The sequence below is a fragment of the Pseudoxanthomonas kaohsiungensis genome, assembly GCF_010211765.1.
Classification (GTDB): Bacteria; Pseudomonadota; Gammaproteobacteria; order Xanthomonadales; family Xanthomonadaceae; genus Pseudoxanthomonas; species Pseudoxanthomonas kaohsiungensis.
This window is the reverse complement of sequence record NZ_PDWO01000002.1, coordinates 133,822-148,663: the sequence shown is the minus strand read 5'-3', so window position 1 is coordinate 148,663 and position 14,842 is coordinate 133,822. Positions and strand designations below refer to the sequence as shown.

General features: G+C 70.5%; 12 protein-coding genes and 1 pseudogene. 4 read left to right on the top strand and 9 right to left on the bottom strand.

What is annotated here, in order from left to right:
• Positions 1–6 precede the first annotated feature (6 nt).
• Positions 7–825 (top strand): hypothetical protein, encoded by an 819-nt coding sequence (locus tag CSC66_RS03115; protein WP_238394245.1) that lies wholly within the window; start codon positions 7–9, stop codon positions 823–825.
• Positions 826–853: 28 nt separating this feature from the next.
• On the top strand, positions 854–2,221 hold the full coding sequence (locus CSC66_RS03110; protein ID WP_379655853.1) for a transporter: 1,368 nt from the start codon (positions 854–856) through the stop codon (positions 2,219–2,221).
• 100 nt (positions 2,222–2,321) lie between these two features.
• Here CSC66_RS03110 and CSC66_RS03105 read toward each other — a convergent pair whose 3' ends face one another.
• From CSC66_RS03105 to CSC66_RS03065, 9 genes and pseudogenes are all read right to left on the bottom strand, one after another.
• A complete protein-coding gene (locus CSC66_RS03105; RefSeq protein WP_238394243.1) occupies positions 2,322–3,599 on the bottom strand; it encodes a sigma-54 interaction domain-containing protein in 1,278 nt (425 codons plus the stop codon).
• 401 nt (positions 3,600–4,000) lie between these two features.
• The gene (locus tag CSC66_RS03100; RefSeq protein ID WP_162375924.1) at positions 4,001–5,140 is read right to left on the bottom strand and encodes a GDSL-type esterase/lipase family protein; all 1,140 of its coding nucleotides are present in this window, start codon (positions 5,138–5,140) and stop codon (positions 4,001–4,003) included.
• A gap of 146 nt (positions 5,141–5,286) precedes the next feature.
• Positions 5,287–6,045 carry a 2-dehydro-3-deoxy-D-gluconate 5-dehydrogenase KduD gene (gene kduD, locus CSC66_RS03095; protein WP_162375923.1) on the bottom strand — a complete coding sequence of 253 codons (759 nt, stop codon included), beginning with the start codon at positions 6,043–6,045 and terminating at the stop codon, positions 5,287–5,289.
• Between the two features lie 138 nt (positions 6,046–6,183).
• Complete coding sequence (kduI, locus tag CSC66_RS03090) at positions 6,184–7,032, bottom strand: 5-dehydro-4-deoxy-D-glucuronate isomerase (RefSeq protein ID WP_162375922.1); 849 nt, start codon at positions 7,030–7,032, stop codon at positions 6,184–6,186.
• 143 nt (positions 7,033–7,175) lie between these two features.
• Positions 7,176–8,231, bottom strand: coding sequence for a LacI family DNA-binding transcriptional regulator (locus CSC66_RS03085; RefSeq protein WP_162375921.1), 1,056 nt, complete (start codon positions 8,229–8,231; stop codon positions 7,176–7,178).
• 86 nt (positions 8,232–8,317) lie between these two features.
• On the bottom strand, positions 8,318–9,598 hold the full coding sequence (locus CSC66_RS03080; RefSeq protein WP_162375920.1) for a TRAP transporter large permease: 1,281 nt from the start codon (positions 9,596–9,598) through the stop codon (positions 8,318–8,320).
• A gap of 1 nt (position 9,599) precedes the next feature.
• Positions 9,600–10,151, bottom strand: a complete 552-nt coding sequence (locus CSC66_RS03075; RefSeq protein ID WP_162375919.1) for a TRAP transporter small permease — start codon at positions 10,149–10,151, stop codon at positions 9,600–9,602.
• 11 nt (positions 10,152–10,162) lie between these two features.
• Positions 10,163–11,181 (bottom strand): annotated as a pseudogene (locus CSC66_RS03070) (TRAP transporter substrate-binding protein).
• A complete protein-coding gene (locus CSC66_RS03065; RefSeq protein WP_202935583.1) occupies positions 11,178–12,020 on the bottom strand; it encodes a 2-keto-4-pentenoate hydratase in 843 nt (280 codons plus the stop codon). Before CSC66_RS03065 ends, CSC66_RS03070 begins: the two are co-directional and overlap by 4 nt.
• Positions 12,021–12,168: 148 nt before the next feature.
• On the opposite strand from CSC66_RS03065, the gene CSC66_RS03060 reads away from it, so the two are divergent.
• Both CSC66_RS03060 and CSC66_RS03055 read left to right on the top strand, forming a co-directional pair.
• Positions 12,169–13,188, top strand: a complete 1,020-nt coding sequence (locus CSC66_RS03060; protein WP_162375918.1) for an alpha/beta hydrolase — start codon at positions 12,169–12,171, stop codon at positions 13,186–13,188.
• Between the two features lie 12 nt (positions 13,189–13,200).
• Positions 13,201–14,832: a carboxylesterase/lipase family protein gene (locus tag CSC66_RS03055; protein ID WP_379655859.1), complete on the top strand. Its 1,632-nt coding sequence runs from the start codon at positions 13,201–13,203 to the stop codon at positions 14,830–14,832.
• Positions 14,833–14,842 lie beyond the last annotated feature (10 nt).

The window sequence follows — 14,842 nt, the reverse complement described above, 5'->3', positions numbered from 1 at the left end:
ACGACCATGAACGGAAAACGCACCCTCTGCATCGCCGTAGGACTGGCGACCGCACCGGCCGCGTTGCCTGCCTGGGCGCAGGTGCAGGAAGCGCAGGCCACGAACGCGCCGGCCGCCAGCGGACTGACCGAACTGACCGACGAGGAAATGGGCGACATGCGCGGCCGCTACACGGTCAGCAGCAACACCGTGGCCTGGTTCGGCGTCACCATGGTGTCGACCTGGCAGACCCAGACCGGCCAGCAGCTGACCAGCACCATGACCGTGACCATGGACGCCCGGCAGGGCGACAAGCCCGTGGTGACCTTCCAGCCGCATGTGAGCATCACCGCCGTCGATGCGCCCGCACCGACGCCCTCGGGCCAGCGCGAGATCGACAACGCCGGCCTGGCCAACGTGACCGGCGTGACCCAGAGCGTGCAGGTCGCCGGCGACGGCAACCTCGCCCACAACACGGCCAGGATCACCATCCGCGACGAACCGTCCCCGTCGGCGGGCACAGCCTCGGCGACGGCGGCCTCGTCGGCTCCGGCCGCCGCGCAGTCGATGGTCGCCAGCACATCGGTCAACGGCATGAACGCCGTCGCCCAGCTGGAAAACAATGCGGCCCGCATCCTGCTGCAGATCGATGGGCAAGGCGCGGTCGAGCAGTGGATCAGCCGCAGCGGCATGGGCCAGACCATCCAGCTGGCCGCGGACGGACAGCAGGCCAGCAACTGGATGGAGCTGGAGGTGGTCCGCAGCACCTCGCAGGGACGCACCATACTGGGCCAGAACGTGGCGCAGGCGATCGCCCTCAGCCGGGGCATCGCGATCGGTTACTGAGGCGGCAGCCCGACAAGGAGAGACAAGGGTGAGCAGGAAGACTACGGCGGGACCTTCCACTGCATTGCGCCTGGCCGTGGTCTCGGCCCTGGCCACCGCGTCCTTCGTACCCCCTGCGTGCGCGCAGGCGGCCAGCACACCGGCCGACGAAGCCGAGCTGCGCCAGCTGACCGAAGACCTCGCCGAACTGAAGGCCGCCTACGCGCAGGAAGTGCGCCGGTTGCGCGAGCTGGACATGCAGGTGCAGGCCCTGCAGGCGCGCCTGGCCGGCAAGGTTCCGGCCGCCACCCCGGGTGCGGTGGGCACCGCGACCGTTGCCGCGCCGATCGTGGCCGCCCCGGCACCCGCGGCCGCCGCCGCCGCCGAACCGCCGCCACCGTCGCAGGCCGGCTATGCCAGCACCGCCGCCGAAGCGGAGGCCGCGCGCAAGGAGTTGCCGCGCAGCGTCGCCGATGTGAAGCAGGCGACCCGGACCCTGTTCAACCAGCGCCTGGTGATCGAGAACGGCCTCACCTACAACCGCTACGACCGCAAGCAGCTCACCCTCAATGGCTTCCTCGCCCTGGACGCGATCTTCCTCGGCAACATCGCCATCGAGAACGTCGAGTCGGACACCATGAACTACAACTTCGCCGCGCGCTGGGGCGTGACGCCGAAGCTGACCCTCAACCTGGATGCGCCCTACCTCTGGCGCAAGACCGTCTACCAGAAGGGCGGTGCCGGCGGCGCGGCGGCAGCGATCGCGCAGGAGGAAACCACCGGCAGCGGCCTGGGCGACATCACCGTCAGCGGCAACTACCTGATGCTGCCGGAGAACAACGGCCGTCCGGAAACCGTGCTCAACGTCGGCATCACCGCGCCGACCGGCCAGGAGCCCTACGGAATCCCGTGGACGGTGCTCGAGCGCGACGACGACGATTTCATCCGCTTCGCCGTCCCCGACGAACAGCCCACCGGCAATGGCGCATGGCAGGCCAGCGTCGGCGTCTCCGCGGTCAAGACCAGCGACCCGGCGATCCTGTACGGCAACATCGGCTATACCTACTCGTTCGAGGCCAGCTTCGACGACATCGACAACAATCCGGACACGGTCAATCCGGGCGACGTGAAGCTGGGCGATTCGTTCTACTTCGGCGCGGGCGTGGCGTTCGCCTTCAACGAGCGGACCAGCTTCAGCATGTCACTGAGCAACCGGCTCAGCGCCCGTGCGCGGATGCGCTACGACGGCCAGCCCTGGAACAAGGTCATCGGCAGCGACGCGAACTCGGCCCTGTTCAACCTGGGCGTGACCTACGCGCTGAGCGACCACGCCACCATGGTCGGCCTCCTCGGCATCGGCCTGACGCCGGACGCGCCTGACTTCACCCTCGGCTTCCGGGTGCCCTACTCGTTGTAGGGCGCAGCCTGCAGGCGGCGTGAGCGCGTAGGCGCCGGCCTTGCCGTAGCTTCCAGCCACGGGCGCCTTGTCCCGGACGAATGTCCGGTCTCCCCGGCTCCTACACCCGCAGTGCCTCGAGCTCGAGCTGGTGCTTCTTGCACAGCCTGTAGACGGTGACTCGCGAAACGCGCAGGCGTCGCGCGCATTCGCTGACGTTGAAGCCCGAATCGCGCAGGGTGGCCAAGATGGCCTCGCGCTCGGCATGGATCCGGACTTCGCCCAGGGCGTCGGCGCCGGTCGCGATGCCATCGCACAGCTGCAGCGCCTGGTCGTCGATCAGCTCGCTTTCGCTGACCACGGCCGCGCGCCGCACCCGGTTCATCAGCTCGCGGACATTCCCCGGCCACCGGTGCGAATGCATCTGCCGGCGGGCGGACGCATCGAAGCCGCGGGCGCGCACCCGGTGCTGTTCGCGGAACTGGGCCAGGAAGTGCCGGGCCAGCAGTTCCACGTCGGCGCCCCGCTCGCGCAGCGGTGGCATGTGCAGGCGCAGGACATCGAGGCGGTAGAACAGGTCCTGGCGGAAGCGGCCGTGTGCGATCGCCTCTTCCAGGTCGACATGGGTGGCGGCCACCACGCGCACGTCGATGTGGATCGAATGGTGGCTGCCGACGCGTTCGATCGTGCCTTCCTGGAGGACGCGGAGCAGGTTGGTCTGCGCGTCCAGGGGCAGGTCGCCGATCTCGTCCAGGAAGATGGTGCCGCCGTCGGCGGCCTCGAACAGGCCTATCCGGCGCGCCGCGGCACCGGTGAACGCGCCCTTCTCGTGGCCGAACAGTTCGGCCTGCACCAGGCTGGCCGGCAGGGCGCCGCAGTTGACCGCGATGAAGGGGCGGCCGCGCCGCGACGACATTTCGTGCAGGGCGCGCGCGGCCAGCTCCTTGCCGGTACCGGTCTCGCCGGTCACCAGCACCGGCAATTCGACCGGCGCGAACTTGTGCAGGTTCGCATGCACGGCGAGCATCGCCGTGCTCGAGCCGACCAGGCAGTCGATGCCATTGCCCACGCTGGGCCGAGTGTCGCCGTCGACGATCTTGGCAAGGCGCTGGATCTGCACCAGGTCAAGCGGCTCGCGCAGTTGCAGCAGGCAACCCCGGGGCGGCATGTCGGCATCGCCCAGGATCACCAGCGGCAGGTCCGAGTGCGGCGCGAGCAGGTCGAGCATCGCCGCCGACCAGGCCTCGTCGGCATGGCGGAGGTCGAGCAGCGCGGCGACGCGGTCGCCACCCCGCAGGCCGATCCTTGCTCCGCGCGGCTCCTCGATGACGCGGACATCCCAGCCGGCAGCGGCGAGGACATCGCGCTCCTGTGCCTCCGGGCGACCCAGCCAGATCATGCAACGCGGTCGGATCTCGGGAACTGCCGCCATAGTTCCTTGCTCCTGGTGCCATCCCGGCGAACGGGACGTTTGCGGGACGGACATCCTTGCGGACGGCCGTCGGCGCAGCCTGCCTACGCTTCGTGACAGGCGGTTAATAGGTGGATGAAAGGCGCCCGGGCAAGCCGGCCGCGTGCCATCGGCGCTGCACCTCAGTGTCCGCCCGCGGCCGCATCGCGGCGGGTCCGATTCGGTGAAGGGATCGGATAGGGCGGACGATCTCGGCGTGCCATGGTGTTCCCCCGGAGAAAAGCGTGTTGCCAGCCGCGCAGGTTGGAATGACGGCTGTATCCGGGAAAACGCTGGTGGCCAGGAGGACAGGACAGACGTCCTGTCTGTCCTTCAGCATGATGAGTTGTTCAGCGAGGTGAAGCAGGGTAGGCCAACAGCAGGACCAGGTCGTCCTCGCCCACCTGTTCGATCGCATGGGTGCTGCCGGGGCGGGTCAGCATGGCGTCGCCGGCGGCCACGTCATGCACCTTGCCATCGAGCACGTAGCGCCCGCGGCCGGCGAGCACGTAGTAGATCTCGTCCTTGTGGTGCTGGTGCAGGCCGATACCGGCGCCCTTGTGCAGGACCCGCTTGCGCATCACGAAGGACAGCCCCGGCGCCTCGGCGAACAGCGGATAGGCGGTGGTGGTGCCCGCGCCGCCATGCGGACCCGGCTGCTGCCGCGCAAGGTCGCGCTCGTGCACCACCGAAGACGGATTCTTCTGCGCGGCCAGGTCGGCGCGCGCGCTGGCCGGTGCACCGCAGTCGGTGTCGCGCACCACGTGTGCGCCCAGCGCCGGGTCCAGCGCCTTCCAGTCGCGCACCACCAGGCAGGCGACCATGGTCGCACCGGCGACGCTGAAGTGGGTGTCGTCGCGCACCTCGCGCTCCGGCACGTGCTCGAAGTACGCCTTGGACGCTTGGTCGCCGAGCGCGCGCAGCCAGTCGGTGGTGCTGGCGTTGAGGTCGATCAGTGCGACCTGTTCGCGCGCGGCCAGTTCACGCACCGCCTGGGTGTAGCGGGCGTGGGTGTCCAGCAGCGAGCCGAAGTCCCAGACGCGCCGCGACACCGGAGTCAGCAGGACCGGCGTCGCGCCGCGCTCGCGCGCCAGGGACACGTAGCGCATGAGCCATTGCGGATAGGCCTGCCCGGGCTCGTTGTAGCGCCGCGGATCTTCGTACTTGGCATCGTTGTGGCCGAACTGGATCAGCAGCACGTCGCCCTTGCGCAGCTCGCGCGCGACCGGCTCCAGCCGGCCTTCCTCGATGAAGCTGCGCGAACTGCGCCCGCCCATCGCGTGGTTGCGCACCTCGAAGGCCGCGGGGTCGAGGAAGCCCTGCAGCTGCTGGCCCCAGCCATTGCGCGGCGCGCGCTCGGGTCCGTACTCGGCGGCGGTGGAGTCGCCGGCGATGAACACCCGGCGCGGCCCGGCCCATGCGTCGGCCGCGCTGGCAAGCGAGGCGAGGGCGGCGAAAGCCAGGGCGATCGGCAGCAGGCGCTTGTGCATGGTGGTCACTCGCAAAAAGAAGCCCCGCTGACGGCTGTGCCGGGCGGGGCTGGGTCGGTACTGGCTCCGGCCGCGGATGCGGAGAGAGTGCATCCGGCGGCACGACGGATGCGCAACCGCGGCCGGAGCGCGCCCCGACGTGGGGTTCAGCGCGCCAGCCAGCCGCCGTCGACCGGGATCACCGCGCCGTTGACGTAGTCGGACGCGGCGCTGGACAGGAACACCGCGGTGCCGCCCAGGTCGGCCGGCTCGCCCCAGCGCGCGGCCGGGATGCGGTCCAGGATCGCCTTGTTGCGGTCCTCGTCGGCGCGCAGCTGGGCGGTGTTGTCGGTGGCCATGTAACCCGGCGCGATCGCGTTGATGTTCACGCCCTTGGCCGCCCACTCGTTGGCCAGCAACCGGGTGATGCCGGCGATGCCGCTCTTGGAGGCGGTGTACGAAGGCACGCGGATGCCGCCCTGGAACGAGAGCATCGAGGCGATGTTGATGATCTTGCCGCGGCCCTGGGCGATGAAATGCTTGCCGGCGGCCTGCGACATGAAGAACGCGGACTTGATGTTGACGTTCATCACGTCGTCCCAGTCCTTCTCGGAGAAATCGACCGCGTCGGCGCGGCGGATCAGGCCGGCGTTGTTGACCAGGATGTCGAGCCCGCCGAGGCCGGCGACGGTCTCGGCGACGATGCGCTCGACCGGTTCGATGCTGATCAGGTTCGCTTCGATGTTGAGGAAGCGGCGGCCCAGGGCCTTCACCTTCTCGCCGGTCTCGTCGGCGGGGACGATGCCGGCGGCGGCGATGTCGGCGCCCGCGGCGGCCAGCGCCAGTGCGATGCCCTGGCCCAGGCCGGTGTTGGCGCCGGTGACCAGCGCGACCTTGCCTTCGAGGCTGAACGGGTTGCTTGCCATGACAGATCCTCTGTAGAGCGGGGCTTGCCCCGCTGGAGCCGTGTGGAGAAGCCGGCTGTTTGGGCTCCGGCCTGTTCGTACGTGCTTGGAATAGCAGCGGGGCAAGCCCCGCTCTACGCCCGTTGCGCCTGCGGGGCGTTACTTCAGCTGGCAGATGTCCAGCACGTTCATGTCGGTGTAGTCCAGGTTCTCGCCGCCCATCGCCCAGATGAAGGCGTAGTTGCTGGTGCCCGAGCCCATGTGGATCGACCACGGCGGCGAGACGACCGCCTCGTCGTTCTGCATGACGATGTGGCGCTGCTGGTCCGGCTGGCCCATGAAGTGGTAGACGCGGTCGTTGCCGCCCAGGTCGAAGTAGAAGTAGACCTCGCTGCGGCGGTCGTGCAGGTGCGGCGGCATGGTGTTCCAGACGCTGCCCGGCTTGAGCACGGTCAGGCCCAGCAGCAGCTGCGAGGACTGGCAGGTGGCCGGCACGATGAACTGGTAGATGGTGCGCTCGTTGCTGGTTTCCAGCGCGCCGCGCTCCAGCGCCACCGCGTCCTTGATCGACAGCTGCTTGGTCTCGAAGCGCGCGTGCGCCGGGGTCGAGGTCAGGTAGAACTTGGCCGGGTTGGCGGCGTCGGCCGAGGCGAAGCTCACGTCCTCGCTGCCCATCGCCACGTACAGGCCGTCCTTCGGGCCGAGCACGTAGTCGGTGCCGTCCACGGTGACCGTGCCTGCACCGTTGCCGACGTTGATCACGCCCAGCTCGCGGCGCTCCAGGAAGGGCTTGCCCGCGGCCGAGGCGGGCTCGGTCTGCTTCGGCAGCGACACCGACTTGGACACCGGCGCGGCACCACCGATCACGAAGCGCTCGTAGTGCGTGTAGCTCAGCCGCACTTCGTCGGCGGCGAACAGCTCGCCGATCAGGTACAGGTCGCGCAGCTCGTCGTTGCTGGCGCCCTGCATGACGCCGGGGTGGGTCGCGTAGTAGGTCTTCTGGTACATCGGATCGGGCTCCTGGGGCGGTGCGCCAGCGACGCGGGGGCGGCTCTGGCCTTGTATTGGGACCATTCTAGCGAAGGACGGTAACCGGTGTCATTCCGCGTTGCGGCAAAAGACCGGAGCTCCCCCCCGGTGGTCGGATCAGGTCAGGCGGGAGGCTGGCAGGAGTCGCGGACGATCAGGTGCGGGCGCACGCTGGCGACCGGGAGCGGACCGGTGTCGGTGCGGATCAGCATGGTCGCGGCGATGCGCCCGGTGTCGCGGGTCTGGCGGCGCACTGAGGTCAGCGACGGCCACAGGCGCGCCGCCAGCGGGCTGTCGTCGTAGCCGACCACCGACAGGTCGCGCGGTATGTTGATGCCGGCGCGCATGGCGACCTTGTAGACGCCGGCGGCCATTTCATCGTTGCCGCAGAAGATCGCGGTCGGCCGCTGCTTGCCGGCCAGCAGCTTCTCGGCCGCCGCCACGCCGGACTCGAAGGTGTAGCTGGCCTCGATGATCCGCGACTTGGGCACCTCCACGCCGCGCCTGGCCAGGGTGCCGACGAAGCCTTCGGTGCGTTCGATCGCCGAGCGGTAGGCCAGCGGACCGGTGATCAGGGCGATGTCGCGGTGGCCCAGGGTCAGCAGGTAGTCGGCCGCCTCGGCCGCGCCGTCGCGGTCGTGGGTGACGATCATCCGGCCGTCGGTGTCCTCGAAGCCGACCGGGACGATGCGCGTGTAGCGGCAGCCCATCTCGGCGAGCATGTCGGCCAGGTTCTGGTCCTCGGAGGCGCGCGGGATCAGCATCACCCCGTGCAGCTTCTGCTGCTGGACGAAGCGCCGCACGCCGTCGATGTAGCCGGGGCTGCGGGTGTCGCAGGGGTGCACGACCAGTTCGAAGCCCGATTCGCGCAGCGCGTCCAGGGCGCCGTACTGCATGTCGACGATGTACTGGGCGGTCGGGTTGTCGTAGACCATGCCGATCAGGAACGAGCGGCGGAAGGCCAGGCCGCGCGCCAGCGGGTCGGGCACGTAGCCGACCTCGCGCATCAGCGTTTCCACTTTCTCCCGGGTGTCCTTACGCACCAGCGGCGAGTTGTTGATGATCCGCGAGACGGTCTTCTTCGAGACCCCCGCCAGCCGCGCGATGTCATTGATGGTCGCGGCCTTGCCGGCGGCGGGCCGGGCGAGCGGCTGGGCGGTGGGGGTGCGCGCGGACATTGGGCGGTTCGACGGAAGGGTGCGTTGATTCTAGCGGGTGCGGCGGGGTCCAGGCCGGTCCGGGGGGCCCCGCCGCTCCGGGCGCGTCAGGCCAGCAGGTCCGGCAGCCAGAGCGAGAGCTGCGGGAAGAAGGCCACGACCAGCAGCACGACCAGGCCGGCCAGCCAGAACGGCCAGATCGTGCGCATGCTCTCGGCGATGGAGATCTTGCCGATCGCGGTGCCGATGAACAGCACCGAGCCCACCGGCGGGGTTACCAGGCCGATGCCGCCGGTCAGGACCAGCACCAGGCCGAAATGGATCGGATCGATCCCGTAGGCCTTGGCCACCGGCAGGAAGATCGGGGTGCAGATCAGGATCATCGGCGCCAGGTCCATGAAGGTTCCCAGCAGCAGCAGCATGACGATGATCATCAGCAGGACCATGTACTTGCTGTGCGCGAACGACTGCAGGAACTCCACCGCGGCGGCGGGCACCTGCAGGTAGGCCAGCAGCCAGCCGAACACGGCCGCGGTGGCAATCACGAACAGGATCACGCCGGTGCTGCGCGCCGCATGGGTCACCGTCTCCAGGAACACGCGGAACTTCAGCTCGCGATACAGCACCGCGGTGACCAGCAGCGCGTAGACCACGGCGATCGCCGCCGACTCGACCGCGGTGAAGATGCCGGCGCGGATGCCGACGAAGATCAGCGCCACCAGGCCCAGCCCGGGCAGCGCCGAAACCAGCCGCACCGCCACGGCGCGCCAGCCCGGGAACGGCTCGACACCGTAGCCGCGGCGGCGCGCGACCAGGTAGCCGGTGAGCATCAGGACGACGGTCATCAGCAGCGCGGGCATGATGCCGGCGGCGAACAGCCGTGCGATCGACAGCCCGCCACCGGCGGCGGCCGAGAACAGGATCAGGTTGTGCGAGGGCGGCACCAGCAATGCCACCAGCGCCGCGGTGATGCTGACGTTGACCGCGAAGTCGCGGTCGTACCCGCGCTTGACCATCTGCGGGATCATCGTCCCGCCCACCGCCGAGACGTCGGCGATGGCCGAGCCCGATACGCCGCCGAAGAACAGCGACGACAGCACCGACACCTGGCCCAGGCCGCCGCGCATGCGGCCGACCAGCGCGGAGGCCAGCGCGATCAGGCGTTCAGAGATGCCGCCGCGCATCATGATCTCGCCGGCGAAGATGAACAGCGGGATGGCGATCAGCGACGCCGAGCCGGCGCCGGCGGAGACCTGCTGGACCATCACCACCGACGGCAGGTCCAGGTACAGCAGGGTCACCAGCGAGGCGGCGGCCAGGGCGAAGGCGACCGGTACGCCGACCACCAGCAGGATCGCGAACACGAGGAACAGCAGCGCGATGGCCATGTCAGAGGTCCCCTTCCTGCGGCGGCGCCTGCGGCGCGGCATGTTGCGGCGGCGCCACCGCCTGGACGAGCTGGTGGGCGGCGAACAGCGCCATCAGCGCGCCGCCGAGCGACAGCGGCAGGTAATTGATGCTCTGCGGCAGGTTCGCGCCGGCGGCACGGATGTCCAGGCCGTCGAGCAGCAGGCGCGCCGACCAGTAGGCCAGCACCACGCCGATCGCGGCGACGATCAGCGCGGCCAGCACGTCGATGGCCCGGCGGATCCCCGGGCGCACGTGGTCGTGCAGCAGGAAGAAGCCGAAATGGCGTCGCGTGTGCACGCCTGCCGCCGCGCCCAGGCTCATCGCCGTGGCCAGCAGCAGCAGGGTCACCGGCTCGGTCCAGCTGGGCGAGTCGTTGAGCACGTAGCGGGTGAACACCTGCCAGCCCTGTACCACGACCAGCCCGAGCAGGGCGGCGGCGGCCACGGCGATGGCGATGCCTGCGATCCGGTCCAGCGCGCGCTGCGCGGGGCTGGCCGGGGCGGAAGTGGCGGTCTCGCTCGTATGACTCATGGGAACCCGGATCAGGCGAGGTCGCGGATGCGACGGTACAGGGCTTCGATCTCCGGCTTGCCGTGGTACTCGTCCAGCAGCGGCTGGGCCGCCGCGCGGAACGCAGGCAGGTCGGCCTCGTTGGCCTGGACGCCCCACGCCAGCACCGCCTCGCGGGCCGCGCCCTCGGATTCGTCCCACTTGGCGCGCATCACCGGCACCGAGGCGCGGGCGGTGCGCAGCAGCAGTTCGCGGTCGGCGGGAGCCAGCGACAGCAGGCTCGCCCGCGACATCACCAGGATGTCGGGCGCGTAGGAATGGCGCGTCTCCGACCAGAACCCGGCGGCCTCGAAATGGCGGCTGGAGTGGAAGCTGCGCATGTTGTTCTCGGCGCCGTCGATCATGCGCGTCTCCATCGCCGAGAAGGTCTCGCCCAGCGACATCGGCGTCGGGTTGGCGCCGAGCAGGCGCACCAGCTTGATGAAGATGTCCGAGGCCGCGACCCGCATCTTCATGCCGTGCAGGTCCTTCGGTGCGACGATCGGATGCTTGGTGTTGTAGAAGCAGCGCGCGCCGGAGTCGTAGATCGCCAGGCCGACCAGGTCGCGCGTCTCGAAGCCGCGCAGCACCTCGTCGCCGACGTCGCCGTCGACCACGCGGCGCGCTCGATCGAATCGAACACGTACGGCAGGCACAGCGCCTGGGTCAGCGGGAAGGCGTTGTTCAGGGCGCCGGAGAACACGCGGGTGATGTCGATCACGCCGTAGCGCGCCATGTCGATCGCTTCGGCCTCGCGGCCGAGCTGGCCGGAGTGGTAGAGGCGGATCTTCAGCCGGCCGCCCGTTTCCTCCTCAAGCGTCTTGCCGATCCAGCGCACCGCCTCGACGGTCGGATAGTCCGATACGTGCACGTCGGTCGCGGTCAGGACGCGCTGGCCGGCGTCGTCGACCGTGTCCGCGGCGGCGACCGCGCGGCCGCCGAACGCCAGCGGCAGCGCGCAGGCGGCGCTGGCGCCGCCCAGCAGCAGGCGGCGTCGGCTCAAGCCGGTCATGCAGGCGTCTCCTGGCTGGCGGGAACGGCGTGGCAGTCAAGCGTGCCATGCCCGTGGAACACCACGCGCGCGCTCTGCCCGGCGGCGATGTCATGGATGCCGGTGGCGTTGCCGGTGGCGATGTACTCGCCGGCCTTGAGCGGCCGGCCGCGCCGGGCCGAGCGCGACAGCGCGAAGGCGAACGCCGTGCGCAGGCCGCCGGGGAGGCGCTCGGCGCCGCCGCTGCCGACGCTGGCGCCGTCGATGAAGGTCTCGGCCAGCAGCTGCGCCTCGTCCAGCGAGGTCCAGTCGGCGATTTCGGCGCCGAGCAGCAGGCCGTTGTTGTTGCCGAAGTCGGACACCACCACGCGCGGCCCGAGCTGGTTGATCGTCGCCAGCGGACTGCTGGCGACTTCCACGCCTATGAACAGGGTGGAAGGCAGCGCGGCCGCCTCATCGGGCGTCCAGTCCAGCTTGTCGTCCGGCGCATCGGCCTCCAGGCGCAGGACGTACTCGGCCTCGACCGCGCCGAAGCCGCCGACGAATACCGGGATCGGCATGCTGCCACCGGTGGCATTCCAGAAGTGGCGGGCGAAGATCGGGCCCAGCAGACGCTCGTCGCCGGACGCGTCGCGGCGCTCGGGGGCGATGTAGCCGACCTTCCAGCCGATCACGCGGTCGGGCCACTGCGCGATGGCCAGGTCCTGGACCCGGTAGGCGGTGACCAGGTCATCGGGAACGGTCCCCGGAAACCCCTCCAGCGCAGCGCCGGCGCGCCTGGCGGCGACGAAGCGGTCAGCGATGCCGCTCAGCTGCGGCGACGGCGCCGTATCGTCCTGATGGCCTGTAAGCGTGCTCAAGGTGTCTCCCGGGGAATGTGCTTAGCGTGTTGCGCCGCGGATCGACAGCGGGCGCGGAAGCTGTATATGGTAAACCGGTGTCATGCCGCAATGTGCACTGCGACAACGCGGCACTGCACGCTGCATCGCAACATGTGGAGACCTTGGAATGCGACTGCTTTACCGGCCCGCTGCGCGTCGCCCCCGGATCCGCGCGGCCGGCCTCTGGCTGCTGCTCGCCGCGCTTCCCGCAGCCGGCGGCGCGGCGCCCGGCAGTCCCCTGCCGGCATCGGTGCCGCCGGTGGAAATCCCGCTCTGGCCCGCCGCCGCCCCGGGTTCGGAAGCGCTCGCAGCCGGCCAGCGCGTGGTCGAGCGCAGCCGCGACCCGCGGGTACCGGACCGCTATGCCGAGCGCATCGGCACGCCCTCGCTGGCCATCTACCGCCCTGCCCGTCCGGACGGACGCGGCCTGCTGGTCGTGCCCGGCGGCGGCTACCAGCGGGTGGTGCTGGACAAGGAAGGCAGCGCGCTGGTGCCGGCGTTCGCCGAGGCCGGTGGATTGACCCTGTTCGTGCTGCGCTATCGCCTGCCGGGCGAAGGGCATGCCAGCCCGCGCGAAGTTCCGTTGGCCGACGCACAGCGGGCGCTGCGGCTGATCCGCCACCGCGCGACCGAATGGGGCGTCGACCCCGACGGCCTGGGCGTGATGGGCTTCTCCGCCGGTGGCCACGTGGCCGGCAGCCTGGCCACGCGCCACGCCGAGCGCGTGTATCCGCCGGTCGACGCCGCCGACACGCTCGACGCGCGTCCCGCCTACGCGCTGCTGGTGTACCCGGTGATCGACATGGGTGCGCACGCGCATCCGGGATCGCGCCGGCAACTGCTCGGCGAAGCACCCGACGCGGCAGCGGTGGAGGCCTACTCGCTGCAGAACCGCGTCGGCGCGGCCACGCCGCCGGTCTTCCTCCTGCACGCGCAGGACGACGAGGTCGTGCCGGTCGAGAACACCCTGCTGTTCGAAGCCGCGCTGCGCGACGCCGGCATCGAGCACGAGACCCATCTCTACGCGCGCGGCGGGCACGGCTTCGGCGTGCGCCAGGCCGGTGGCACGCTGGCGCGGTGGCCATCGCTGGCACTGGCCTGGATCGACGCCCACGCGCCCGCACCTGCCCCCGCACCCCAGGATTGAACGATGTCGGATATCCCTGCTCCCATCACGCCTTCCGTCGACACGCAACGCCGCCGCCTGCTGCAGGCGACCGCCGCCGGCATCGCCCTGGGAACCCTTGCCCCGCCGGCCTTCGCCACGACCGATGCAGCGGGCACCGTTGCCGCCACGCGCGCCGGCCGGGTGCGTGGCCTGCGCGAACAGGGCGTGCATGCCTTCAAGGGCATCCGCTACGGGGCCGACACCACGGGTGCGCGCTTCCAGCCCCCGCGCGCCCCGCGCGCCTGGTCCGGCGTGGCCGATGCGACGGCCTACGCCGCCTCCGCGCCGCAGCGGGGCGGAGACGGTCCCGGCAGCGAGGATTGCCTGTTCCTCAACGTCTGGACGCCTGCCCTCGCCGATGGCGGCAAGCGGCCGGTGCTGGTCTACATCCACGGCGGCGGCTACGACACCGGTTCGGGCAGCGATCCCCTGTACGACGGCACGCGCCTGTGCCGGCGCGGCGACGTGGTCGTGGTTACCGTGAACCATCGGCTCAATGCGTTCGGCTACCTGCACCTCGGCCGGATCGGCGGCGCGGACGTGGCCGCGTCGGGCAACGCCGGCCAGCTCGACCTGGTGCTGGCGCTGCAGTGGGTGCGCGACAACATCGCCGGTTTCGGCGGCGACCCCGGCAACGTCACCGTGTTCGGCCAGTCCGGGGGCGGCGCCAAGATCGCCACGCTGATGGCGATGCCGGCGGCGCGCGGACTGTTCCATCGTGCGTGGACGATGAGCGGGCAGCAGGTCACCGCCGCCGGTCCGCGCGCGGCGACCCAGCGCGCGCAACTGTTCCTGCATACGCTGGGCATCGACCCGGCCGCGCCCGATGCGGTCGCGCGCCTGCGTGCGCTGCCTGCGGCGGAGATCCTGGAGGCGACCACCGTGCGCGACTTGTCGCGGGTGGAAGACACGCGCCTGTACTTCGGCCCGGTCATGGATGGCGAAGTGCTGCCGCGGCATCCGTTCTGGCCCGACGCGCCGCCGCAGTCGGCGGCGATCCCGATGGTGATCGGCAACACCCGCGACGAGACGCGCGCCTTCCTCGGCAACGACCCGCGCAACTTCGAGCTGGGCTGGGAGGAACTCCCGGCGCGGCTGGAGACGCAGCAGTTCGTCGACATCCGCGCCGACCTGGTGGTGGCCGAATACCGCCGCCTGTATCCGCACTACACGCCGTCGGAGGTGTTCTTCGCCGCGACCACGGCCGGGCGCTCCTGGCGCGGCGCGGTGGAGGAACTGGAGGCGCGCGCGCGCCAGGCCGGTCCGGCCGCCCCGACCTGGGCGTACCAGCTCGACTGGGGCTCGCCGCTCGACGGCGGCAAGTTGCGCGCCTTCCATACCCTCGACATCCCGCTGGTGTTCGACAACATCCGCCAACCAGGCTCGCGTACCGGCGACGGCGCCGAAGCGCAGGCACTGGCCGACCGCATGAGCGACGCGCTGCTGGCGCTGGCGCGGCATGGCGATCCGAACCACGCCGGACTGCCGCGCTGGGAGCCGTACTCGATGGCGCGGCGGCAGACGCTGCTGTTCGACGTGCCGCCCGCGCTGGCCGACGATCCACGCGGGGCCGAGCGCCGCTTCTGGCAGCAGGCCCCGTTCGTGCAGCGCGGGACGATGTGACGGCGCCGGC